This window comes from Nocardioides sp., from assembly GCF_035481145.1.
GTDB lineage: Bacteria > Actinomycetota > Actinomycetes > Propionibacteriales > Nocardioidaceae > Nocardioides.
Genome location: NZ_DATIHB010000138.1, coordinates 26,623 through 47,038, shown reverse-complemented (window position 1 = coordinate 47,038; position 20,416 = coordinate 26,623). Strand labels below are relative to the sequence as shown.

The 20,416-nt window shown below is 69.6% G+C and carries 38 protein-coding genes and 2 tRNA genes; 7 read left to right on the top strand and 33 right to left on the bottom strand.

All coding sequences use genetic code 11. The features are described from left to right. On the top strand, window positions 1-215 hold a 215-nt coding region (locus tag VLF38_RS11540; RefSeq protein ID WP_325271405.1), incomplete at its 5' end, for a MauE/DoxX family redox-associated membrane protein. Continuing rightward, a complete protein-coding gene (locus VLF38_RS11535) occupies window positions 215-931 on the top strand; it encodes a DsbA family protein (protein ID WP_325271404.1) in 717 nt (238 codons plus the stop codon). The genes VLF38_RS11540 and VLF38_RS11535, both read left to right, overlap by 1 nt. An 11-nt stretch (window positions 932-942) precedes the next feature. Here VLF38_RS11535 and VLF38_RS11530 read toward each other — a convergent pair. From VLF38_RS11530 to VLF38_RS11510, 5 genes are all read right to left on the bottom strand, one after another. Continuing rightward, window positions 943-1,019, bottom strand: a tRNA-Arg gene (locus tag VLF38_RS11530). Between the two features lie 24 nt (window positions 1,020-1,043). Beyond that, a complete protein-coding gene (locus VLF38_RS11525; protein ID WP_325271403.1) occupies window positions 1,044-1,616 on the bottom strand; it encodes a hypothetical protein in 573 nt (190 codons plus the stop codon). Further along, window positions 1,613-2,185 carry an iron transporter gene (locus VLF38_RS11520; RefSeq protein WP_325271402.1) on the bottom strand — a complete coding sequence of 191 codons (573 nt, stop codon included), beginning with the start codon at window positions 2,183-2,185 and terminating at the stop codon, window positions 1,613-1,615. The genes VLF38_RS11525 and VLF38_RS11520 overlap by 4 nt, the downstream gene beginning before the upstream one ends. Window positions 2,186-2,347: 162 nt before the next feature. Further along, a complete protein-coding gene (locus VLF38_RS11515) occupies window positions 2,348-3,298 on the bottom strand; it encodes a pirin family protein (protein WP_325271401.1) in 951 nt (316 codons plus the stop codon). Between the two features lie 83 nt (window positions 3,299-3,381). Continuing rightward, window positions 3,382-3,717, bottom strand: a complete 336-nt coding sequence (locus tag VLF38_RS11510) for a hypothetical protein (RefSeq protein WP_325271400.1) — start codon at window positions 3,715-3,717, stop codon at window positions 3,382-3,384. A 214-nt stretch (window positions 3,718-3,931) separates the two neighbouring features. Here VLF38_RS11510 and VLF38_RS11505 point away from each other — a divergent pair, with 214 nt between their 5' ends. Beyond that, the gene (locus VLF38_RS11505) at window positions 3,932-4,192 is read left to right on the top strand and encodes a hypothetical protein (protein WP_325271399.1); all 261 of its coding nucleotides are present in this window, start codon (window positions 3,932-3,934) and stop codon (window positions 4,190-4,192) included. 133 nt (window positions 4,193-4,325) lie between these two features. Then, window positions 4,326-5,165, top strand: a complete 840-nt coding sequence (locus VLF38_RS11500) for a tyrosine-type recombinase/integrase (RefSeq protein ID WP_325271398.1) — start codon at window positions 4,326-4,328, stop codon at window positions 5,163-5,165. Here the strand turns inward: VLF38_RS11500 and VLF38_RS11495 are convergent. Both VLF38_RS11495 and VLF38_RS11490 read right to left on the bottom strand, forming a co-directional pair. Beyond that, window positions 5,162-5,527, bottom strand: coding sequence for a hypothetical protein (locus VLF38_RS11495; RefSeq protein WP_325271397.1), 366 nt, complete (start codon window positions 5,525-5,527; stop codon window positions 5,162-5,164). The two genes, VLF38_RS11500 and VLF38_RS11495, sit on opposite strands and share 4 nt — an antisense overlap. Window positions 5,528-5,536: 9 nt before the next feature. After that, complete coding sequence (locus VLF38_RS11490; RefSeq protein ID WP_325271396.1) at window positions 5,537-5,770, bottom strand: hypothetical protein; 234 nt, start codon at window positions 5,768-5,770, stop codon at window positions 5,537-5,539. Between the two features lie 352 nt (window positions 5,771-6,122). Between VLF38_RS11490 and VLF38_RS11485 the strand changes: the two genes are divergently transcribed. Together VLF38_RS11485 and VLF38_RS11480 are read left to right on the top strand one after the other, a co-directional pair. Continuing rightward, window positions 6,123-6,695: a hypothetical protein gene (locus tag VLF38_RS11485; protein WP_325271395.1), complete on the top strand. Its 573-nt coding sequence runs from the start codon at window positions 6,123-6,125 to the stop codon at window positions 6,693-6,695. A 100-nt stretch (window positions 6,696-6,795) separates the two neighbouring features. Further along, window positions 6,796-7,500 (top strand): hypothetical protein, encoded by a 705-nt coding sequence (locus VLF38_RS11480; RefSeq protein WP_325271394.1) that lies wholly within the window; start codon window positions 6,796-6,798, stop codon window positions 7,498-7,500. A 9-nt stretch (window positions 7,501-7,509) separates the two neighbouring features. On the opposite strand, the gene VLF38_RS11475 is transcribed toward VLF38_RS11480, so the two are convergent. The 24 genes from VLF38_RS11475 to VLF38_RS11360 all read right to left on the bottom strand — a co-directional run bounded on the left by VLF38_RS11475 (window position 7,510) and on the right by VLF38_RS11360 (window position 18,795). Further along, window positions 7,510-8,265, bottom strand: coding sequence for a hypothetical protein (locus VLF38_RS11475; protein ID WP_325271393.1), 756 nt, complete (start codon window positions 8,263-8,265; stop codon window positions 7,510-7,512). Continuing rightward, on the bottom strand, window positions 8,265-8,651 hold the full coding sequence (locus VLF38_RS11470; RefSeq protein WP_325271392.1) for a hypothetical protein: 387 nt from the start codon (window positions 8,649-8,651) through the stop codon (window positions 8,265-8,267). The genes VLF38_RS11475 and VLF38_RS11470 overlap by 1 nt, the downstream gene beginning before the upstream one ends. Window positions 8,652-8,769: 118 nt before the next feature. Continuing rightward, window positions 8,770-8,949, bottom strand: a complete 180-nt coding sequence (locus VLF38_RS11465; protein WP_325271391.1) for a hypothetical protein — start codon at window positions 8,947-8,949, stop codon at window positions 8,770-8,772. Next, window positions 8,946-9,155, bottom strand: coding sequence for a hypothetical protein (locus VLF38_RS11460; protein WP_325271390.1), 210 nt, complete (start codon window positions 9,153-9,155; stop codon window positions 8,946-8,948). Before VLF38_RS11460 ends, VLF38_RS11465 begins: the two co-directional genes overlap by 4 nt. Beyond that, the gene (locus tag VLF38_RS11455) at window positions 9,155-9,547 is read right to left on the bottom strand and encodes a hypothetical protein (protein ID WP_325271389.1); all 393 of its coding nucleotides are present in this window, start codon (window positions 9,545-9,547) and stop codon (window positions 9,155-9,157) included. Before VLF38_RS11455 ends, VLF38_RS11460 begins: the two co-directional genes overlap by 1 nt. Then, window positions 9,544-10,230, bottom strand: coding sequence for a hypothetical protein (locus VLF38_RS11450; RefSeq protein WP_325271388.1), 687 nt, complete (start codon window positions 10,228-10,230; stop codon window positions 9,544-9,546). The genes VLF38_RS11455 and VLF38_RS11450 overlap by 4 nt, the downstream gene beginning before the upstream one ends. Further along, entirely contained in the window at window positions 10,227-10,868 is a 642-nt protein-coding gene (locus VLF38_RS11445) for a transglycosylase SLT domain-containing protein (RefSeq protein ID WP_325271387.1), read from the bottom strand. Before VLF38_RS11445 ends, VLF38_RS11450 begins: the two co-directional genes overlap by 4 nt. Next, the gene (locus VLF38_RS11440; RefSeq protein WP_325271386.1) at window positions 10,865-11,449 is read right to left on the bottom strand and encodes a LysM peptidoglycan-binding domain-containing protein; all 585 of its coding nucleotides are present in this window, start codon (window positions 11,447-11,449) and stop codon (window positions 10,865-10,867) included. Before VLF38_RS11440 ends, VLF38_RS11445 begins: the two co-directional genes overlap by 4 nt. Then, window positions 11,446-11,775, bottom strand: coding sequence for a hypothetical protein (locus VLF38_RS11435; RefSeq protein WP_325271385.1), 330 nt, complete (start codon window positions 11,773-11,775; stop codon window positions 11,446-11,448). Before VLF38_RS11435 ends, VLF38_RS11440 begins: the two co-directional genes overlap by 4 nt. A gap of 3 nt (window positions 11,776-11,778) precedes the next feature. Next, window positions 11,779-11,916, bottom strand: coding sequence for a hypothetical protein (locus VLF38_RS11430; RefSeq protein WP_325271384.1), 138 nt, complete (start codon window positions 11,914-11,916; stop codon window positions 11,779-11,781). Window positions 11,917-11,930: 14 nt separating this feature from the next. Further along, window positions 11,931-12,116 (bottom strand): hypothetical protein, encoded by a 186-nt coding sequence (locus VLF38_RS11425; RefSeq protein ID WP_325271383.1) that lies wholly within the window; start codon window positions 12,114-12,116, stop codon window positions 11,931-11,933. 98 nt (window positions 12,117-12,214) lie between these two features. Further along, a complete protein-coding gene (locus VLF38_RS11420) occupies window positions 12,215-12,571 on the bottom strand; it encodes a hypothetical protein (RefSeq protein ID WP_325271382.1) in 357 nt (118 codons plus the stop codon). 1 nt (window position 12,572) lies between these two features. Further along, window positions 12,573-12,809 carry a hypothetical protein gene (locus VLF38_RS11415; protein ID WP_325271381.1) on the bottom strand — a complete coding sequence of 79 codons (237 nt, stop codon included), beginning with the start codon at window positions 12,807-12,809 and terminating at the stop codon, window positions 12,573-12,575. Next, window positions 12,806-13,984 carry a hypothetical protein gene (locus VLF38_RS11410; RefSeq protein ID WP_325271380.1) on the bottom strand — a complete coding sequence of 393 codons (1,179 nt, stop codon included), beginning with the start codon at window positions 13,982-13,984 and terminating at the stop codon, window positions 12,806-12,808. Before VLF38_RS11410 ends, VLF38_RS11415 begins: the two co-directional genes overlap by 4 nt. Before the next feature lie 17 nt (window positions 13,985-14,001). Further along, window positions 14,002-14,151: a hypothetical protein gene (locus tag VLF38_RS11405; RefSeq protein ID WP_325271379.1), complete on the bottom strand. Its 150-nt coding sequence runs from the start codon at window positions 14,149-14,151 to the stop codon at window positions 14,002-14,004. Window positions 14,152-14,577: 426 nt separating this feature from the next. Further along, window positions 14,578-14,808 (bottom strand): hypothetical protein, encoded by a 231-nt coding sequence (locus VLF38_RS11400; RefSeq protein ID WP_325271378.1) that lies wholly within the window; start codon window positions 14,806-14,808, stop codon window positions 14,578-14,580. Then, window positions 14,805-14,975 carry a hypothetical protein gene (locus VLF38_RS11395; protein ID WP_325271377.1) on the bottom strand — a complete coding sequence of 57 codons (171 nt, stop codon included), beginning with the start codon at window positions 14,973-14,975 and terminating at the stop codon, window positions 14,805-14,807. Before VLF38_RS11395 ends, VLF38_RS11400 begins: the two co-directional genes overlap by 4 nt. After that, window positions 14,975-15,181 carry a hypothetical protein gene (locus VLF38_RS11390; RefSeq protein WP_325271376.1) on the bottom strand — a complete coding sequence of 69 codons (207 nt, stop codon included), beginning with the start codon at window positions 15,179-15,181 and terminating at the stop codon, window positions 14,975-14,977. The genes VLF38_RS11395 and VLF38_RS11390 overlap by 1 nt, the downstream gene beginning before the upstream one ends. A gap of 56 nt (window positions 15,182-15,237) precedes the next feature. Beyond that, window positions 15,238-16,419 (bottom strand): hypothetical protein, encoded by a 1,182-nt coding sequence (locus VLF38_RS11385; RefSeq protein ID WP_325271375.1) that lies wholly within the window; start codon window positions 16,417-16,419, stop codon window positions 15,238-15,240. Beyond that, window positions 16,419-16,688 carry a hypothetical protein gene (locus tag VLF38_RS11380; protein WP_325271374.1) on the bottom strand — a complete coding sequence of 90 codons (270 nt, stop codon included), beginning with the start codon at window positions 16,686-16,688 and terminating at the stop codon, window positions 16,419-16,421. The genes VLF38_RS11385 and VLF38_RS11380 overlap by 1 nt, the downstream gene beginning before the upstream one ends. Further along, a complete protein-coding gene (locus VLF38_RS11375) occupies window positions 16,685-17,677 on the bottom strand; it encodes a hypothetical protein (protein WP_325271373.1) in 993 nt (330 codons plus the stop codon). Before VLF38_RS11375 ends, VLF38_RS11380 begins: the two co-directional genes overlap by 4 nt. Before the next feature lie 182 nt (window positions 17,678-17,859). Continuing rightward, the gene (locus VLF38_RS11370; protein WP_325271372.1) at window positions 17,860-18,057 is read right to left on the bottom strand and encodes a hypothetical protein; all 198 of its coding nucleotides are present in this window, start codon (window positions 18,055-18,057) and stop codon (window positions 17,860-17,862) included. Window positions 18,058-18,148: 91 nt separating this feature from the next. Then, window positions 18,149-18,361 carry a hypothetical protein gene (locus VLF38_RS11365; protein ID WP_325271371.1) on the bottom strand — a complete coding sequence of 71 codons (213 nt, stop codon included), beginning with the start codon at window positions 18,359-18,361 and terminating at the stop codon, window positions 18,149-18,151. A gap of 361 nt (window positions 18,362-18,722) precedes the next feature. After that, window positions 18,723-18,795, bottom strand: a tRNA-Lys gene (locus VLF38_RS11360). 124 nt (window positions 18,796-18,919) lie between these two features. On the opposite strand from VLF38_RS11360, the gene VLF38_RS11355 reads away from it, so the two are divergent. Beyond that, the gene (locus tag VLF38_RS11355; protein WP_325271370.1) at window positions 18,920-19,753 is read left to right on the top strand and encodes an SDR family oxidoreductase; all 834 of its coding nucleotides are present in this window, start codon (window positions 18,920-18,922) and stop codon (window positions 19,751-19,753) included. Between the two features lie 63 nt (window positions 19,754-19,816). Here VLF38_RS11355 and VLF38_RS11350 read toward each other — a convergent pair whose 3' ends face one another. Beyond that, complete coding sequence (locus VLF38_RS11350; RefSeq protein ID WP_325271407.1) at window positions 19,817-20,116, bottom strand: co-chaperone GroES; 300 nt, start codon at window positions 20,114-20,116, stop codon at window positions 19,817-19,819. A gap of 41 nt (window positions 20,117-20,157) precedes the next feature. Next, a complete protein-coding gene (locus VLF38_RS11345; RefSeq protein ID WP_325271369.1) occupies window positions 20,158-20,409 on the bottom strand; it encodes a DUF3618 domain-containing protein in 252 nt (83 codons plus the stop codon). Window positions 20,410-20,416 lie beyond the last annotated feature (7 nt).

The following is a 20,416-nucleotide window of genomic DNA, read 5'->3' as shown; positions in this document are numbered from 1 at the left end:
GCATCGCGTCGGCGTGGGCGCGCGGCCTCCAGATCGACTGCGGCTGCTTCGGCGGCGGTGGCTTCGACGCGGATGCCACCTCGAAGTACCCCGGCGAGATCGCCCGTGACCTGGCCCTGGCTGCCGCATCGGCCTGGCTCGTCGTACGACCACGCACCCGGCTCGCCGCGGACTCCCTCCTCTTCCCGACTCCCCCTCCCGGAAGGCCCTCTTGATGAACCGTCCCACCCCCGCCGAGCGCGCCGCCGCCGTACGCCGGACCGAAGAGGCGGCCTCACGCCGCCGCAACCTGTACGTCGTGGCCGCAGTCGCCGCGGTTCTCGCCCTGGTCGTGACGATCGGCGTCCTCGTCCAGGGGCGTCGCGACACGACCGGCGCAGCGGTCGACACCGTCCCCTCGGGAGTGACGGCCGAGCACGGTGTCGTGGTCGGCGAGGAGGACGCCGAAAGGACGGTCGTCATCTACGAGGACTTCCAGTGCCCCGCGTGCGGCCTGCTCGAGAGCGCGACGTCCGAGGCGGTCCGCCAAGGCGTCGCGGACGGCACCGTGAAGGTCGAGTACCGGATCGTCTCGTTCCTCGACCGTGCGTCGGCCAACGCCTACTCCTCGCGTGCGGCCAACGCTGCCCTGGCGGTCCACGAGGTCGCAGGCGCCGACGCCTTCGCGGCATTCCACGACGCCCTCTTCGCAGCCCAGCCCGAGGAGGGCACCGCGGGCCCCACCAACGACGAGCTGATCGAGCAGGCGGTCAAGGCCGGCGCAGGCCGTGCCGAGGTGACCCCGCTCATCGAGGACGGCACGTTCGACGCATGGGTCGTCGCCGCCACGGATGCGATGTCGAAGGCAGGCGTCCGGTCCACCCCGACCGCGATCATCGACGGCACCCCCGCCGCCGACCCCACGGCCGAGCTGCTCGCCGCCGTGCAGTGACGACGAGGAAGTGGCGCCCCCGGCAGGATTCGAACCTGCGACCATCGGATTAGAAGGCCGGTGCTCTATCCAGCTGAGCTACGGAGGCTTGCGGCCCTCATTGTGTCAGGGATCAGTGGGCGTTGAGGAAGCCGACGACCGTGGCGCCCCACCAGGCCAGCTGGGAGACCGTGGCACACATGCCGCCGAGGGCCATCCACCGCAGGTCCGCGCCGCGACCCAGCGCCCGGTGCAGGCCGAGGGCGACGACACCGTTCAGCCCGATGACCAGCACCAGCGCGAGCTTCACCTGCGTCACCGGGCTGGCCAGATCCGGCTCGAGGAGCAGGCCGGACAGCACCAGGCCGGCGTACCCCGCCCAGACGGGCACGGCCGCGTTGTCGGCGGCCCGCATCATCTCGTGGAAACTCCGCTTGCCGAGGATGAAGAGAGCGGCGACCCAGTCGACGCTGAGCACTGCCCCGAAGCCGACCAGCAGTGCGGCGAGATGGACGAAGAGGGCAACGTCGTGGAGCAGCGGCGCTGGGTGGGTGTGCGAACACGTCCACACGACGGCGGGCGCCGTGGCCAGGATCAGCGATCCGACCGCGGCCAGCGGCAGCCACTCCGGGCGCCGGCGAGCCGGGACGATGTCTGCCGTCGTCCCGGCCGCCGGCTCCACGGCACGCTCGAGGAGCTCGGTCACTCGGCGCCGAGCTCGACGCCGTCGAACTCGACCACCGCGCCGTCGGAGAGCGCAGGCGCCTCGTCCTCGGCACCGTGCCACGGGAACGCCGGAGCCTCGAGGGTCGCCTTGATCGTGTACTCGCCCTTCTCCTTGATGGAGAAGTTGTCGGCGTAGTGGAAGAACGTCGAGCCGTAGAAGCTGAGCTGCTGCTTGGCGACGACGGTGCCGTCGGCGTCGATCACCTCGAGGGTGATCGGGACGTCGGGCACGATCCGCCCCGAGGCGGTGTCCACCGGGATGATCTCGATGTGGTTGGTCTCGCCGGCCTTCACGTCACGGAACGCGGTGTGGCCCATGCCGTGCACCTCGTGCCACGGCTCGGCGGCCTCGGTGATCAGGTTGACGGTCCAGGCACCGGACTCGACCGTCTTGCCCTTCTCGGCGATCTCCTCGGCGAGAACCTCGTACTGCTTCTCGACCCCGGCCGGGACGGCGGAGTCTGCCATCTCCTCCTCGGCGCCGCAGGCAGCGAGGCTGGCGGCAGCAAGCGGGAGGGTGGCGAGGGCGAGGACGGCGTTGCGGCGCATGTAGTTGGACCTTCCGAGTTTCTTAGGTGATCCTTAGTTAGGAGCGCCTTACCCAAGCAGCACGAGAAGGAACTCTGCAATCGGATCTGGGTCACACCCCACCTGCACACACCAAGGGCCCCGGTGCGCCCACCGGGGCCCTCGCGACGTGACGACAGGGCGTCAGCCGGCCGGGATGTGGCCGAACCGCCCCTTCTGGAAGTCCTCGTACGCCTGCATGACCTCGGCCTTGGTGTTCATCACGAACGGCCCGGCCCACGCGACCTGCTCGCGGATCGGCTCGCCGCCGAGGATGATCACGTCGAGCCGCGGCGTACGCGACTCCTGGCGCTGGTCGGCCTGCACCGTGAGGAAGTCACCCGCGCCGAGGACCGCGGTCTGACCGGACTTGAGCGGCTGACCGTCGACGCCGACGGTGCCCTGCCCGTTGAGCACGTAGACCAGCGCGTTGTAGTCGACGTTCCAGGGCAGCTCGAGCTTCGCGCCCGGCTCGAGTGACGCGTGCACCATCGTCATCGGCGAGTGCGTCGCACCAGGGCCGGCGTTGTTGCCGACCTGGCCTGCGATCACCCGGACCAGGACGCCGGCATCCGGCGTGCTCAGCAGCTTCACCTCACCGGAGCGGATGTCCTGGTACTTCGGCTGCATGAGCTTGTCGGACTTCGGCAGGTTCACCCAGAGCTGGACTCCATGGAAGAGGCCGCCCGACTGGACCAGCCACTCCGGCGGGGTCTCGATGTGCAGGATGCCCGCACCGGCGGTCATCCACTGGGTGTCACCGTTGGTGATCGTGCCGCCGCCTCCGTGGTTGTCACGGTGCTCGAAGACGCCGTCGATCATGTAGGTGACGGTCTCGAAGCCGCGGTGCGGGTGCCACGGCGTGCCCTTCGGCTCGCCGGGCGCGTAGTCGACCTCGCCCATCTGGTCCATCATCAGGAAGGGGTCGAGGTGGCGGTGGTCGATGCCGGCGAAGGCACGACGGACCGGAAAGCCCTCCCCCTCGTAGCCGGTCGGGGCGGTGGTGACCTGCACGACGCCGCGCGGCTGGTCACCCAGCCCGGGCGCCTGGATGCGGTCCAGGACGGTCAGGTCGTCAACGGTCACTGCGGGCATCGGATCCTCCTCAAGGATCGGCGGGATTCGCCTGCCTCAACATTAGATGACACATCATCTATTCCGCAAGGGGGCCGCGCCTCTCAGTCGGCGCGGTGCTTGACGTCCGGGTCGAGCTCGTCGGCCTTCTGCAGCCGGTCGGTGTACGACGCCCGCTGCGACTCGACGTCCGTACGACGCTCCTGCGCGATCGCCTCCAACCGGTCGGCCTCCGCGCGCACCCGCTCCGCCTCCGCCTCGACCGTGCGCGCCTCGGCGTCGCGCCGTTCGACGGCGACCTTCTGGCGGCCGGCGGTCTCCCGCAGCTCGGCGGCGTGCTGCCGGTCGTGCTCCTGCTTCTTCTTCATGCCGGCCATCACTGCTGCGATGACGACGAGCGCCACCACGACGGCGATCACGATCCAGGTCCAGGTCTCCATCACTGTCTCCTCCTGTGGGTCAGGAAGGGAGGTACCCAGAGCGCCGCGGCGTACGACGGGCAACGGAAAATGACAGAGGGCCTGACCGCATCTCTGCTGGTCAGGCCCTCGTGTTGTACGCCATCAGGGACTCGAACCCCGAACCCGCTGATTCCCCTGATTTGGCCGCTGACCAGCAGGAACTGGCCGAAGTGATCCCCTTCCGGAGGGGAGCATGAGCGGGCTGGCTCAGCGCAACCAGGCGTCTCGGGTATGGGTGTGCAGCGAGTGCAGCGCAGTCGGGCACAGCGACCCCGACCACCGCGGCTGCGGCCTCCCGCGCAACTGGGGGCACTACAACCCAATGGCCTGCTTCGAGTGCGTCAGCTACGCCGGCCCGAGGCCACCACGCGAGGACGCCCGACCGATCTGCGGGCGCTGCGTCCTGCGCACGATCGACGCCGCGATCGAGGCGCTTCGCCGCTCCAGCTGGTAGCGCATCGGCCATCTGGCTATTTCCGACGTGGCCCATTCGGGGGGTTCTCTGCGCGCACCGGGTGATTTCTGGCCCTAGAGGCTGGCACGTGGTGCTTCCTAGTTCGGCTTCTCCCGTAGAAATCGGCCTCGATATGACTGGACTCACAAAGTGGGCACGCGAGATCGCGGCCTGGCAGACGTACATGACCGCCCGCAAGTTGCGCGTGGCGACGATCGACCTGCGCGTGTATCACGTGACGCGCTTCTCCCGAGAGGTCGGCGGCACCCCGGAGTCGCTGACCTTCGACGGGCTCACCGCATGGGTGGCCGGTAAGCCCTGGCTGCCGAACACCGCGCGGGCCTACCGGGCGAGCCTGCGCAGCTTCTACTCCTGGGCGCTCGCCACGGGCCGGGTCACGCACTCCCCGCCGCACCTGTGGCTGCCGCCGAACGTCCCGCGCGCACTCCCCCGCCCGACCCCGGAGGCGGTCTACCGGATCGCGTTGCGTGCCACGGACCCTCGCGTGCGGCTCGCGGTGCGCCTGGGCGGCGCGTGCGGCCTGCGGCGCGGGGAGATCGCGAAGGCGAAGCGCGAGCACGTCCAGGACGACCTCGCCGGCCACTGCCTCTGGGTGCGCGGCAAGGGCGGGCATGAGCGCCTGGTGCCGCTGCCCGACGAGATCGCGCGCGAGATCCTGAGGATGCCCGCGGGCTACCTCTTCCCGTCGTCGCACGGCCGGCACCTGACGCCGGCTCACCTGGGCAAGCTCGTGGCGTCCGAGCTGCAGGCGATCGAGGCGCGCCTGGACTCGAAGTTGACGACGCACACGCTGCGCCACCGCGCGGGCACGCGGGCGTACGACCAGACGAAGGATCTGCGCGCCGTGCAAGAGCTGCTCGGCCACTCCAAGCCGGAGACGACCGCGATCTACACGCAGGTGTCCCGAGCGGCGGTGCGTGCGGCGATGATGGGCGCCGCTGACGGGCTCTAGTCCACGCTCGCGGGTTCTGCCTCGTAGAGGTCGCCACAGATCGATCCCAGCAGGCCCGTGAGGTTGGTCCAGTAGGTCCAGTCGGTCCCCGTGTACGCGCTCTGCTGGCCCGTCAGGTTCGCGTCGAAGCGGCCCACCACGTCCTTGTCACAGATCTTGCTCAGTCGAGCTTGCTGCGCCGCGATCGTCCTCGCCTGGCCGTCAACGCGGGCCGACAGTGCGGTCACCTTCGCCTCGAGCTGCTTCAGGTCCGGCGACGTTTGCTCCTTGCTCGCCTCCGGGGCTCCGAGCGCGACTACCAGCGCGGCGATTGCCACGCCAGCAACGAGGACAAGCAGGACGGGGAGAACGAAACGACGCATGCCCGGAGGTTAGTCGTCGTCGGCGCTCGAGCGGGACATAATCCGCACGATCTGCGGCGCGGTGAGGCCCGCGGCCTTCGCCACTGCGGCGTACTTCATCCCGGCCTGGTCGATCGCCTGCGCGATCAGGTCGTCGCGGCGCTCGAGCTCGTTGACGAGCGCCGTGCGGGCGTCTTCGACGTGCTGCGCGGCGTCTGCGATGCGGCCGGGGAGGGCGGCGTACTCGTCAATCACGGTGGGCATGGGTTGGTCCTTTACCTAGGGGGAATGGCGACACGCGGGCGCGAACGTCGAGTGACTACCCGGACGTAACGCGCCCGTGCTCGGAGTATCGAGCGCGTGAGCACGCAAACCCCGAACGGTTCTCGACGTGGCCCGAAGGTGCGAGGCACCTGCAAGGCCGGCCACGTCACCGAGACACACGCCGCTGTCAACCGCACCACCTGGACGGGTGAGTGCGCGTCGGACGGGTGCACCGAGAAGGTCACCGCGCGCCGACTCCCGAAGGATCGAGCGCCCGCGCCCGCGGGCGAGACCGAGCCGACCAACCAGCCCGAAACGACGACCGCGCATGTGGTCAAGGAGGTCTCCTACGATGTCCCGCAACCCCGACCGAAGCGAGCAGCTCCCCCAGTCCGAGAGCCCGAGCAGCCTCGAGGAGGAGACGACGCAGGAGAGCCCGATGGCGTCGGTGCTGTTCCACCAGCCGAGCGACCCGAGCCCGTGGGAGGGGACGACGGAGGAGCCGGACCTGAGTCTCCCGTCGTCGGACCTTCCCGACGACAGCGACCGGAGCGACCGCGACGCCGCTACGGCTTCCGAACCCCCCTCGACTCTTAAGGCGAAGGCCCGCGCGCTGCTGCCCGCGGCGCGCCAGGCGGTACGGACGGCCGGCACGGTCGCGCACACGACGCTCACGCAGCCCGAGACGCTCGAGCGCGCTGAGGGCCTGTACCTGCCCGACGACGAGGACGTAAAGGCGATCGCGACGCCGCTCGCGTCCATCGCCGCACGCCGCGTGCCTGACGCCGCCACCAATCCCGACGTCAACGACGGCGTCGCCCTGGTGCTCGGCGTCGTCAACTACGTCGTGAAGCAGCTCGCGAAGCGCGCGCAGCTCGTGCGCTCCTCGGTCTTCGTGGAGCAGCCCGCTGAGGACGCCGCGTGACGACGTACGACCCCGGTCCGGACCGCACGTGGAAGGTTCTCGTGCTCCTGGGCGTGTGCGTGCTCGTCGCGCCGACTGTCGCGGTTCTGAGGGCGGCGCTGTGAGCGAGCGTCACCCGTTCCCGGCGCTCGACCCGGACAAGAACCAGATCATCTTCATCTGTGGCCGCAAGGGGTCGGGGAAGTCGGTCAACGCGCGCGAGACGTTCCGGGCATGGCCCGGTGTCGACAAGCTCGTGATCGACCCGACCGGCGACGCCGACTCCTCGCTGCCCCAGCAGGTCACGGTGCACAAGCTGCCCGCCGCAATGCCGGCGCCGAAGCGCCGCGGCGAACCCGTCGTGCTGCGCTGGGTCGCTGACCAGGCGTCCCCGACCTACCGCGAGGATCTCGACCGCGCCCTGGGCCTCGCGCTACGCCCGAAGAACCGGCGCGTGCTCGTCTGGGTGGACGAGGCCGAAGAGGTGTTCCCCGCGGGACGGATCGGGCCGGAGGGTCGCACCCTGTTGGCGCAGTCGCGGCACTGGTACGTCTCCCTGATCGCGGCGACGCCGCGGCCGATGGGTATCGACCCGAAGCTGCTATCCCAGGCTGACCGCGTCGTGATCTACGACCTGCCGCACCCGCGCGACCGCGAGCGCATCGCGGCCTCCATCGGCATCGAGCCGAAGGTGCTCGCGCGCGAGCTCGATGCCACGCGCGCGATGGGTGAGCACTGGTTCATGATGTACGACGCCCGCGAGCACGCCCTGTACCGCGTGCCGCCGCTGCCGATGTCGGAGGGCTACAAGCACGCCCAGCAGTAGTCAGCAGGGTCAGTAGATCGCGAGCCAATCGACTGCCACGCCGACCGTGGCGGAGGTTCCGTCCCAGCGCCGCACCCAGATGCGGATGGTCGTCGCGGACTGCACCGTGGTCGTGGCGAAGTAGACCGTTGAGTCGGCCACGGTACAGAGCACCACAGCGGGCGGGCTTCCGGTCGGGGACGTCACGGCAACGTCAAACGACGCGGCCGGCGCAGCGACCAGGGACACGGTTGCGGTGCCGCGCTTGATGCCGCGCACCAGGTCAGAGTCGTTGATCCTGATGCCGTCTGAGCCAGTCTCCGTTGCCACCGAGAAGCGACGGTTAACCAGGGCAGTGTCGTAGACGTTGAAGCCACCGCCAGCGCCGCTGGACGTCCCGACTGTCACCTCTCGGGCCGTGAGGTACATGTCGCTTTCCGCCACGCCCACCACGTCGGCCGCGACCATCTTCAGACGCGCGACGCCGGCACCAGTGACAGACGGGGTCTCGAGCGTGAGCACGCTGTCGTCACCGATCGTTTCGATGGTCAGGCCACCCGAAGCGACCTCGTCGGGGTGCCCGGAGTAGGCGCGCAGCTCGTTGGCCGGGTTGGAGTCCAGCTCCCAGCGCTTCCCGGCCGCGGCGGTGCGGATGAAGGCACCCGTGATGGTCTTGCCGTCGATCGCGTCGGCCGAGAGCTTGGGGCCAGTGATCGCGCCGTCAGCGATCATGTCGTCTGTCAGCGAGGACGGCGGGATGCCGTTCAGCGGCGAGCGGAACCCCATCAGTACCCGTCCTTCCTCAGCACGACGTACTGCACCCGCGCCTGCCCGATGGCGCCATTGCTCGCACCGTCCCAGGCGACAACGAGGGTGGTGCCGGATGCCACCTGGATCGGTGAGTTGTTGTCGGCCACGTCGAAGTTCCCCACGCGTGTGCCGTCGAGCACGCGGGAGTCGTCCACGCTGGTGTCGTAGAGGAACGCTGCGGTGGGCGTGCTCGAGTCGCAGGAGACGACGACGCGCTCGACCAGCCACAGCTCGCCTTCGGGGACCTGGCCGAAGTCGAGCTGACAGACGCCACCCGCCGCAGGCTGTGTCCGCCCGGTGCGCTGACGGTAGTCGCTGACCGCCCAGGCGCTCGCGCTTGAGGAAGGCTCGGGGAGATACATGGGCTCAGCGCTTGTTGGTGGTCACGTCGTACACGGAGACGACGGCGAGCACGAGACCGAGCCACGCGAGGACGGAGCGGCGGTCACGGGTGATCTGGGAGAGCGATCCGGCCATGTGTCAGTCCTCCTGGGGACGGTTGAGGCCGCGGACGCCGAGTGCGCCCGCGACAGCTCCGACGAGCACCTGTGCGCTCGCCAGCAGAGGGTCGGGGATCTCGACGGCAGCCCAGGCGAGCAGCGCGAGCAGGATCATGTCGAGCGCGACGAGGGCGGCGACAACGTAGAACTCGCGGTTCATGCCGCCACCCCCGCCTCGAGGCGGCTGACGCGGTCCTCGAGGCCCCGCACGTCGCGGTGCATTTCTCTCACAAGCTCTGTGAGCGAATTCAGTGCAGCCGGGAGGCCGACGAGCACGGCTCCGAGCCGCCACAGGGCCGTCACGACAAGCCCCGCGAGCGCGGCGGCGGCCGTGAGCATCACGGTGTCGACCACGTTGGCCGCCATCAGTCGGTCCCCCGGAGGTAGACGGCGCCCTCGAGGCCCGCGGGTGCGTCCACGAAGAGGCCGGTCACGAGGTTGAGCCCCGCGGGGCCGCACCACTCGGACTTGGCCTCTGCCGCGGCGAGCGTCACCAGCTGCACCACTGGCGCGTCGGCGTCCCGGCCGTCACGCAGCCGAACGGTGATCGCGGCGCCCGTGGTGTTGAGCAGGGAGAAGCCCACCAGGGCACCCGCGCTCGAGGTCGGGCGCGCCGTGCCGTTGAGGCCGACCTGGACGACGCGTGCGCCACGCAGCAGCACGCCCGACACGGTCTCGGAGACCTCGCTGCGCAGGTTCTCCAGCCACGCGGTGAACGCGATCAGCTGCTCTGCCTGCGGCTCGTTGTTGTCGCTCATGCCTTGCTTCCCTTCAGTGCGGTGACCGCCGAGGCGGCGGCCTTGCCTTGCGGTCCTGCCAGTGAGGCAGCTGCGGTCGTAGCTGCGGATCCCATCTCCCCCGCGACCTTGCGTGCCGGCGCGGACACCCGCCACGCGCCGAGCACGAGAAGGCCGACGCCGAGCGTCAGCGCGACGCCGTAGACGACGACCTCAGCGGCGCCGTCGAAGAGCGCGGCCTCTGCCATCACGTAGGTGTTGGCGTTCGGGTCGATGCCCGCCCACGGGTCGCTTCCCTGCGCCTGGGGCGCGGTGCCCTTCCCGGACGGGGGTCCGGCTGGCTTGAAGCCAGACGGTGCGGTCGAGCGGAATGACACGTGCACGTGGTCCTTGTGGTTCGCGGTGTCGGAGCCGCGGTCGGGCATCTTGCGCCAGCCCTCGGAGTTGCGGGCAGCGGACCAGATCCGCTGGTTCCAGATCACGTAGGTGACGCCGAGGCGCGCGGCGTTTGCCTTCACGTAGTCCGCGAGCGGGCCACCGTTGCGCGTCATGTAGTCGAGCGCCAGGCCGTCGTCGTGGTCGGTCGCGTTGGAGCGCTTGCCGTAGCCGCCGATGCTGGCGATGCCGAACCGGTTGCCGACCTCGCGCGCGGCCGCGCGGACCCAATCCTTGACGGGCTCGATGCCCGGGTAGGTGTTGGTCATGGCTTCGTCGTCTTCCACGCGCCCAGCAGGATCAGGGACGCGCCGAGCGTCAGCGCCAGGCCGTACGGGATCGTGGCCCGGGCGACGTCGAGCAGCTTGCCACCGACAGCGGTCGCGACCGCGTCGGCTGTGGCGTCGCCAGCGCTGCCGATCACGTCGAGCGGGTTGTCTCCCCACGCGGCGGGACGGACCTGCGGGGCGTCCAGCGACGTGGCGGCACCTGGGGCTGTCGTGCTCGAGCTGGTGGTGCCGCCGATACCCTGCACCGACGGCGCGCCGGCTGCCTTCTGAGCGGCGGGCAGGTGCTTCTTGTACGCGCCACTCTTGTAGACCGACCAGGGCGAGAAGTTGCTGCCCTTGGCCGAGACCGACGCCATCGATCGGGCGTTGAAGGTCGGCTCGTAGAGCAGCTGCCCGTCACGGGTGGAACCCTTGCCGGTCTCGGCCTTCAGCGAGCGGATCTGCCACAGCCCGATCGACGGTCCCCACTTCGCGTCCTGCAGGCTGACGTCTCCTCGAGCGTTCGGGTTGAGGCCCGATTCGGCCGCGGCGATCGCGGTCGCGATGATCGCCTTGTCACGCGACAGGCCAGCGCCAGCCGCGAGGGCGTACACACGCTCGTAGGAGAGGGTGCTCACTTCGGGATCACCAGCACCGTGCCGGGGTAGATCCAGCGGCCGTTCCCGGAGTTCTTCTTGCCGTGCTTCTTCGCCGCGGCCTCGATGCGCCCGCTGTTGGCCCGGTAGAGCCGGATCCGGCTGACCTTGAAGCGCGCCGCGATCTTGGAGAGGCTGTCGCCCCTCTTCACGGTGTAGAGCCGCAGGTTGGGCTGCGTGGCCGTGCCTGGCTTGGGTGCTGCCTTCGACGGCGTCGGCTTGCTCACGTTGACGATGACCTGCGGCTTGGCCGGGGCCGGCGTGTCGCGCATGCCGAGGTCCTCGAGCTGGTCGTTGATCCGCTCGAGCTCGGGCTGCACCGCGGTGTAGAGGTCGGTCTCGGTGGTGTCGAGCTCGACGGTGTCGAAGTTGCCGCCGCTCGTGCCGCCCGCGCCGCCACGCGAGGACGCGAAGGCGATCAGGGCCACGACGACAGCGCCGCCCATCATGAGCGTCTTCTGGTCGAGCTTGACGCCCTTCGGGCCACCGGAGGCCGGGGAAGGTGTCGCCGGGGGCGTGCTGCCCGTCAGGGGGACGCGCTCAGCGCCGGGAGCGATGCTCATGCGAGCCTCCGTCGAAGTCGGGCCGCGAAGACACGGCGTGCAGGGTCGCCCATCGGCCCGGAGACCAGGGCGTCGGAGATCTCCCCAGCGCCGCCGTCGCGGTAGGTGATCGCATTCCCCGCGGGGGACGCAGCGCCCTTGAAGCTCTGCACCGTGTCGGCGTAGCCGTGGAAGGTGGTCTCGTCCATGCCGTCCGCGCCGTGCGTGACGGGCACGAGGAAGCCGTGCAGGCGAGTGATCGCATCACGCACGATGCCCGCGGCCGGGTTGCGGCGGTCGACGCCGTACTCGACAACGGTCGTGGTGACCTGGTTGGAGGGGAGCATGGTTCAGCGACCCTGCAGCGCCTTGATGATGGACACGCCACCGGAGGCGCCGTCCTTCATCGCGCGGCCGGCGTTGGTGCCCTTGGAGACGACCAGGTACAGCCCGATCAGACCGGCGCCGTACTTCATTGCCTGCTTCATGATGGTTTCCCTTCTCAGTTGGTGGTCCCGACACCTGCGATGTCGGGGATGGCGGGGACGGCGGGCGAGAGGACGTGCTCCGCGAGCGTCCCGATGTCCTTGAAGATCCCGCCGAAGCGAGCGGCGGACTTCTCCGAGCGCAGTACCGCCTCGAGTGCGACCAGGGCGAGGACGCCCGAGAAGACGCCGCGCCAGGTCACGGGGTCACCCCGAGCCGTTGAAGCGCGCCGCCCGCGACGACCTGGACGATGACCCAGACGCCGAGGACGCCGACGAAGATGCCTCCCATGACGAGCTCCTAGACGTTGACGACGGTCGGGCGAGTGGACTCCAGGTCCCCCGTGATCGGGCGGACGATGGCGCCCGGGGGGATGGCCGGCAGAGTCGGCGTGCCCGAGCTGCTGCCTGCGCGTGCGAGTTCCGGGTGCGGGTTGTTCAGGAACTTCGCGTCAAGCCAGCCGGTAACACCGGCCTTGCCGTTGCGCAGGTAGTTGAGCACCAGGACGTAGGCCAGGAGGCCGGCACCGAAGCCAGCCAGATCACCCGCGCCGACCTTCTTCGGCGGCGTGAGGGTGATCTGGTTCAGCGTGCCGCCGACCGTGCGCGAGCTCGAAGCCCGCGCACGGCCAGCGGTGGCCTTGCGGGTGCCGGCCATCTCAGCCGACCACGGGGACGTACGTGGAGTACGCCATGAGGGCGACACCGCCCGCCGCGAGCGCGGCGAACCAGAACATCGGCCCGGACGGGGACGTGAGGCCCGCCAGCTTCGGGGTGACCGAGGGCGCGACCGTCGTGGTGGCGGTCGCGTCCTTGGTGACGGCCTGCTGCTGACCGAGCATCGCGCCGCCGTACTTGGCGGGAGCGGGCTTGATCCAGTCCTGCATCGGACTCACGCACCCGCGCCAGCGGTGTAGATCGTCTCGGTGACGACCTCGAGCGCGGCGTTGTTCAGCACGACGGCCGGGAGGATGTCCAGGACGTGGCGGAACTCCGACGTGGTGCCGAGGTCGACCGAGTCGCGGAAGGCGTTCTCGGAGGCGAACTCGTGGCACCAGAAGCCATGGACAGCAGCGCCGATGTCGCTGTTGTAGTCCCGCTCGTTGAGCATCCGGAGCATGCGGCCGTTCGGGACCGAATCCGGCGTCTCGTTGCCGCCGAAGCGCCAGGCGAGGGTGCCGAAGTTGGTCGAGTTGACCTCGACCGGGTTGTTGGCGCCCGCGGCGCCGTTCCACAGCTGCGCGTACGTGCGCAGCAGCGTCTTGCCGGCGCCCTGGCCCATCAGGCGCAGCTCGTTGACGCCGTTGCCGAGCCCGGTGTGGCGGGTCTGGATCAGCGAGTGGAAGGTGGTCAGGTCCGGGATCACGATCTGGCCGTCGGGGCCGATCGGGATCGAGAACCGGAGCGCCTCGAGCTCGACGGTGCCGGAGACGGCCGCGGTGGCGTTGCCGGTGAGCACGAAGAGCTCGGCCGACGTCGCCCAGTCGATCTGCACGGTGAGGTCCGTGCTCGACGTGGCGGCGAAGATCGCGCCCATGAGGTCCTGGTCGTCCTCCGCGATCGGGAGGTACCAGGCGAGGTCGTAGTCGTAGTTGCCGCCCGCGATCGCGGTGTCGCGGTTGCCGACGCCCCAGCGCTCGGAAGCGAGGGCGAGGGTGCCGGACTGCACGTTGGCGTCGGAGACCGACTGGACGATGCCACGGTCGGTGAGGTCGCTGTGCTTCATGACCTCGCGCGCCTTCAGCTTGGAGCCGGAGACGTTGATGATGTTCGCCTGGCCGTTGGCCGTGAAGCGAACGTTCTTGATCAGGTCGTACGGCCAGCGGGCGGTCGTGGCGACCGTGCCGGCGCCGGGGGTCGAGGTGACCGTGCCGGTGAGCTTGATCAGGATGCCCGCGAGGATGTCGACCTTCTTCATCTCGAAGGTGTCCTGGTTGCCCAGGCCCGCGAACGCCTTCGACGCCTCGAGCTGGCGGCGGCGACGGGTGCGGGCGAAGAACTCCTGCGGGTTGACGGAGGTCTCAGGGACGGCGATGCCCTGCATGTAGCGAGTGGCGATCTGGGTGTTCATGAGGGGTCCTGTTCTCGTCAGCCGTTGCGGCGGACGACGTAGTCACGGAACGACGAGAGGCCGCCGCCTGCCTTGTCGGCGACGACGTTGAGCAGCGTCAGGGCGATCACGCCCGAGACGCCGGCCGCGCCCCAGAACGCGAGCCCGCGGGCGGGACGCTTCGCCATCAGAGGCCGACCTTCGAGCCGAACTTGTCCTTGGCGACGACGACGGCGAGGGCGATCGCGGCGGTGGTGAGGATGCTGCGGGTGCTGGGCATCGGAATCTCCTTCGAGTGGTCGGCTCGCGACCGTCGCGCGCCGTACGCCGTTCACCGTGGGCGTTATCCGCGGGCAACTTCCGGACGGTGCTCGACGTACCGGCGTGTCACGCCGCCGTGTGCCACCGCGCGCCGTGCCCTCGGAGGCCGATCAGCGTCGCCTTGAACGTGGGCGCGGGGTGCAGCTCGCGGAAGTCGTCGTCCTCGAGCTGCATGCACTCCCCCGACTCCCGGAGCGCTTCCCAGGCGTCGCGGGCGTCCCTGTACGTCGTGGTGCAGAACTCTCTCCACCAGTGGCGACGACGGGGACGCCCGCGCTTCGTGAGATCGCCGCTCACAGAACTGATTCGGCCCGATCAGCGCACCGGATCAGCGCCGCGGCGACCGCGCGCGCCTCGAGCGGGTCGAGCCACGTCGCGTAGTCCGGGTGGACGATCGACAGCCGGATGGTGTCGTCGGCGAGGTTGTGGGCGACGTCGATGAAGTCGCCGGTGGCCTCGAGGTAGGGCAGGCGGCTGGAGTCGCGCGAGATCCCCGGCATGTCGTCCGAAACGTGGGTGCTCATGACCGCCTCCCGCGGCGCGGTCCGAGCGCGCGACCGTCGAGCAGGCCGCTCGCGTAGTACGCCGACGCCTTGCCCAGGCCGGAGATCTCGCCTTCGGTCTTGCCGTAGCGGCGTCCGGCGCGCCAGGCGACCATGGCGACGACGTACACCGGGATCAGGCCGCGCATCATTCGCCCCGGTCCACGCTGCCGCACAGGCTGCACGCCCGCGTCTTGGCCTGCCGCACGGTGGCCCGGAGGCGCTCGCACTCTTCGGCGTAGTCGGTCAGGCTCGCGGTCGTCTGCTCGACGCGCACCAGCAGCGCTTCCTCGAGCAGGGTCAGGCCGCGGCTGGTGCGGGCGACTTCGGTGGCGATGGTGACGGTCTGGTCCATGTCCTGGTCCTTCGTAGTGGTGTTGTTGGGGAGTCGCTTGCGGGCGTCGGAGCGCATCACTTCGCGTCTCCGATCTGGCCGTGGACGCGGATGGCGCGGTGGTCGGAGCCGTCTGTGGCCGGGAGGATCACCCAGCGGTTGACGCGCCATCCGCGGCGCAGGAAGAAGTCGATGAGGCGCCCGCCCGCGTGCGTGCCGCCCTTGGGGACGATCGCGGCGCGGGGGAAGGTCATGCGGCGTACGGCGGACTTGAAGTAGGCGCGGACCCAGCGTCGGTGTGCGTTGAGGTTCCAGTCAGCGAACGCGGCCTCAGCGTTGGGGGCGTAGGTGAAGAACCGGTCGGTGTGCAGCTTCTCGATGCCCTTGACGGCGCGGCGGTAGATCCGGGCGCGCTTGCCGGCCCAGTTGCTCTCGACGCCGGAGGGCATGTGCGAGATCGAGACCATGAATCGGTGGCCGTTGGTGTGCTCGAGCACCGCCAGGCCGCACACGACGCGGTTGCCGGGGCCGGGGTCGGGGCCGACGACGTTGGCGGAGTAGTGGAGCGCGACCCATTCGGCGTCGCGGGTGAGGATCGCGACCTCCGCGAGGTCGCTGCCGGTGACCTGGTGCAGGGTCCAACCGGCCGGGACGATCCGAGCCAGAGCGGCGCGACGGTCGTACACCTCCGTAAGCAGGATCACGTCGGCTGCCGCGGACGAACGGTCGATGTCCGCCTTGAGCGAGGCGACGGGCCGGTCCCAGCGCGAGGAGATCTCGTCAATGCGCAGCTCGGTGTTGCGCGCGACCTTCGGCGCCTTCGGGGGCCATCCCCAGGTGAGGGTCGAGTCGTAGCCGGCCTCTCCGGCTGTGGTGCTGGCCGACAGGTGCAGGTGCTTCGTGTGCGGGTTGCTGCCCGTGTACGGGCGCCAGCCCTCAGAGAGCCGCTTGGCGGAGATGATCCGGCGGTTCCAGATGATGTACGCGCCCGCTCGCAGTGCCGGATGCCCGCCCAGGGCATCAGCGAGGAAGAGCGCGAGCTTGTGGCAGTCGAGACCGCCAGCGGGGTCGTGGGTGAAGTCGCGGGCGCGGACGACGCCGACCCCGGAGGCGTCCTTCAGCCACGGGTTGTGGTCGGAGGTCCGGGAGGCGTGCGCGGCGTCTCCGATCCAGCCGTCCGAGGCGGTCGAGCGGCGCGGGGCGGCGCGGTCGATCTCGGACTTGAGTCGCTTCAGGGACTCGGCTTCGCGGTAGGTCATCAGATGTTCTCCTTCGTGAGGTGGGCGGTGCGGACGATGCGGGGGCTGGCGAGGCCGGAGATCGGCGCGACGGCGGCGTACGTGCCGCTGTCGTCTCGGAGCTCGGTGACGCGGTAGACGGGGCCGCGGTCGTTGACGCGGACCAGGTCACCGATCGCGATGTGCTGCGGCGAGCAGTGGCACAGCACGCCGTCCGCGTCGGCGGCGTTGTTCCGGCAGTGCGGGCAGCGGGTGCAGCCGCCCGGGGTCTGGTGGTCGCAGGTCTTCATGAGGTGGTCCCTTCGGGTGGGGTGATGGGGAAGAGCGGGGCGGTATTGCCGGGAGGGCCGACGAGGTCGTCAGGTGCGCACTGGACGCAGCGCACGCCGTCCTCGTCGGGCTGATGTCGGCGGCACATGAAGCAGCTCGAGCAGCCGCCCGGGGTGCCGTGGTCGCAGGCAGGACGGGACCGCGCGGCCTCTCGGACCTCGCGGGCCTCAGCGGCGGTGACCGGGGGCGGCATGGATGCCAGATCCGCCAGCCGCCTGACCAGGACAGCGCCGGGAGAGCCGACGCCACGCAGCGAGCCTTCGGCCAGCCGTTCGATCACGTCGACCGGACGCCAGCCGACGACCTCGAGCGCAGCGAAGCCACGAGCGAGCTGCGCCCGGTAGCCGGGGGCGACCCGCGCCGACGTTCCCGGCAGTCGCAGCTCGAGCGCGGTCAGGAGAGCGGCGACGTGCTCGGTGCCGGGGTTGTTCTCGGCCGAAGGCCTGCCCCCCATCGTTGGGGCGTCCTCGCGTGTGTGCGTGTGCGTGCGCGCGGGGGCGAGGGGGGAATCTGGAACTTCTGATGAGAACTGTGTGCTGGCAGCCGGTTGCCGCCTTTCCGGCAGTGAGTTGCCGGTAATGGGCTCGATTACCGGCAGTGAGTTGCCGGTGTTGCCTGCGATTACCGGCAGTGAGTTGCCGGTAATCCCGGGGAGTACCGGGGCGTAAGTCTTCGCCCGACCACGGCCGCCCGGGTGCAGCACCTCGAGCACCCCGCCAGCAACCAGGCGGGCGAAGTGGTCGCGCATCGTGCGCTCGGAGGGCTGACCGGGCACCAGGTCCCTGAGGTGATCGACGGTCATCGGCCGTGCGCGCTCATGGTCGGAGAGCGCGCCGCGTCGCCAGTCCCAGCAGAGCGATGCCCAGGACATCGCCGTCGCGTACTCCCCCGCGGACGTAGCGAGGTCACGGGCGGCCGCGCACCAGTCCCACCACTGCGGGCGCGTCATCGGTGCCTCCAGCACATGCGGCTCGGGTGCTCGGTGCGGTGCCGGCATCCGTCCGCGAGACAGGTCGGCGCGCGCTTCGCCAGCGCCGACGGGTTGACGAGGTACTCCCGACGAGCTCGCGCCTGAGCGCGGTTCCATGCCGCGATCTCGGACGCCAGGGCGGGAGTGATGTGCATGCGCGGTCACGAGAGGCGCGACGGAGTGCCGAAGCGCTCAGCCAGGAGGGTCGCGAGCAGGTTGGGGTCGCGCCGGTGCTCGCGAGCGTGCGAGCACTCCAGGCAGCGGCAGTCCCGCGCGTGCGTCCAGCGGACGTTGCGGACGCGCTGGCAGGTCGGGCAGTCCCGCACTGACGCGGCGACGCCAGGCTGCGGGCCGGTCACGACATCGTCCAGAAGTAGACGAGGAAGAGCCCCCAGATCCCGACCGCGACGGCTGTAGCGACGAGCAGCAGCCAGTCGCGAAAGTAGGCGCTCATGAGGCGAGCACCTCTCGGATCGCGGCGAGCTCGTCGGCTACAGCGAGCGTCGAGTGGATCTCTGCGAGCTTGAGCCCGTCGCCGAGCTCGGCGTTGATCCGGGCGACCAGCTGCGGGTTGCGGTTCGGGTCGCGGTACAGGTCCCGGAGTGACTCTCGGTGTGTCTGCACGGCGGCGATGTGCCGTTCTGCCGTTTCCTTGTGATTCATGCGGGGATATTGACACGTTGAGCGTTACCCGTTGCAAATCGAGCGTCCCTGTCGGCGTGTCGGCTTATCTCGCCACTGGTGCGGATGCGCCGATTTGCGTTACGTTGCCGGCATGACGATCAGCAACATCACCCCATTGCCGGACCGGTCGAGCTTCTCCCGGGTCCTCGCTGCAGAGATTCGCGCCGAGATGGGTCGCCAGGGCGTCAGCCAGCGCACGCTCGCGCGCCAGATGGGTGTCACTCAGATGTGGATGTCACGCCGCATCGGTGTCACCGGCGACGTGGACATCACCTTCGAAGAGGCCGAGAAAATGGCAGAAGCCCTCCGGATGGATCCGAAGGGCTTGCTGCTTGCTGTGTACGCCATCAGGGACTCGAACCCCGAACCCGCTGATTAAGAGTCAGCTGCTCTGCCAATTGAGCTAATGGCGCGCGCTTGAAGCGAGATGAACATTAGCAGCGGACGAGCGCCGGGTGAAATCGGGATCGCGTTGCCTGCGTCACTGCGGCGCCCAGACCTCCCCCACAGCCGGCCGCTCCCCCTACGATCACCGCCATGAAGAACGTCGAAGGCAAGATCGTCCTCATCACCGGCGCCGCGATGGGCATGGGCAAGATGTACGCCGAGCGCGCGGTCGCCGAGGGCGCCCTCGCGGTGGTCCTCTGGGACATCAACCACACGGCCCTGGCCGAGACCGCCGACCACCTCCGCCAGACCGGAGGGGCGACCGAGGTCCACACCTACCTCGTCGACGTCTCCGACCGGCACGCGATCGAGGCGAACGCCGCCCTCGTCCTCGAGCAGGTCGGCACGCCCGACGTCCTGATCAACAATGCAGGCGTCGTCCGCGGCAACAAGTACTTCTGGGAGACCGACAACGCCGCGGACACCGAGTTCACGATCCGGATCAACACGCTCGCGCCGATGTTCATCACCCGCGCCTTCCTCCCGGCGATGATCGAGGGAGGCAAGGAAGGCCGTCTGGTCAACGTCGCGAGCTCCGCAGGCTTCGTCGGCAACCCCCGCATGGCCGCGTACGCCGCGTCGAAGTGGGGCGCGATCGGCTTCTCCGACTCGGTGCGCCTCGAGCTCGAGCAGGCCGGCACCGACATCAAGGTCACCACCGTCTGCCCGTACTACGTGAAGACGGGCATGTTCGAGGGCGCCAAGTCGGGCCTGATGACGCCGCTGCTGGAGCCGGACGACGTCGTCAACGAGGTGTGGAAGGCGATGCGCAAGGGCACCGCCTTCGTGATCATGCCGAAGTCGGTCTACCTCAACGAGACGATCAAGGGCATCCTGCCCACCGGCTTGCGCGACCTCCTCGTCGGCAAGGTCTTCGGGATCCACAAGACCATGGACGAGTTCAAGGGCCGCCAGCAGGACTGACCCTCCCGCACGCAACGACCGCCGCGTCCCCTGCAGGAGGCGCGGCGGTCGGCGTTCGCCGGGTCAGAGATAAAGGCCGGTCTCGGCCTCACCGAGTCGGTCGGCGGCGACCGCGTGGACGTCCTTCTCACGCAGCACGACGTAGATCTCGCCGTGCACCTCGACCTCGGCCTTCTCCTCGGGGTCGAAGAGGACCCGGTCACCCGGCTCGACGGAGCGGGCATTGGGGCCGACGGCGGTCACCCGCGCCCAGGCGAGCCGGCGGCCGCCCATGGCGGCGGTCGCCGGGATCACGATGCCTCCGGAGGAGCGCCGCTCCCCCGCGTCCCGGTCGATCTCGACCAGGATCCGGTCGTGGAGCATCTTGACCGGCGTCTTGTCACCGGCCGGGGTGACCTTCGGGGTCACCGGTTGCTGAGCTTGCGGATCACCACGAAGGCAGCGACCACACCGGCGACGCCGCCGACGACCTTGAGGATGTTGTCCGTGCGCGGTGCGCCGGTCTGGAGGTCGACGAAGGTCGCCTTCACAGCCGTCGCCTGACGGTTGGCGATCGTCTTGGGGTGGGCCCGGTAGACCAGCTGGTCGATGGTGCCGGCGAGGCGCTCGCGGGTCGCCTCGATCTCCTGCTCGATCTGGCGCATGTCGTTGGTCACGCGAGGA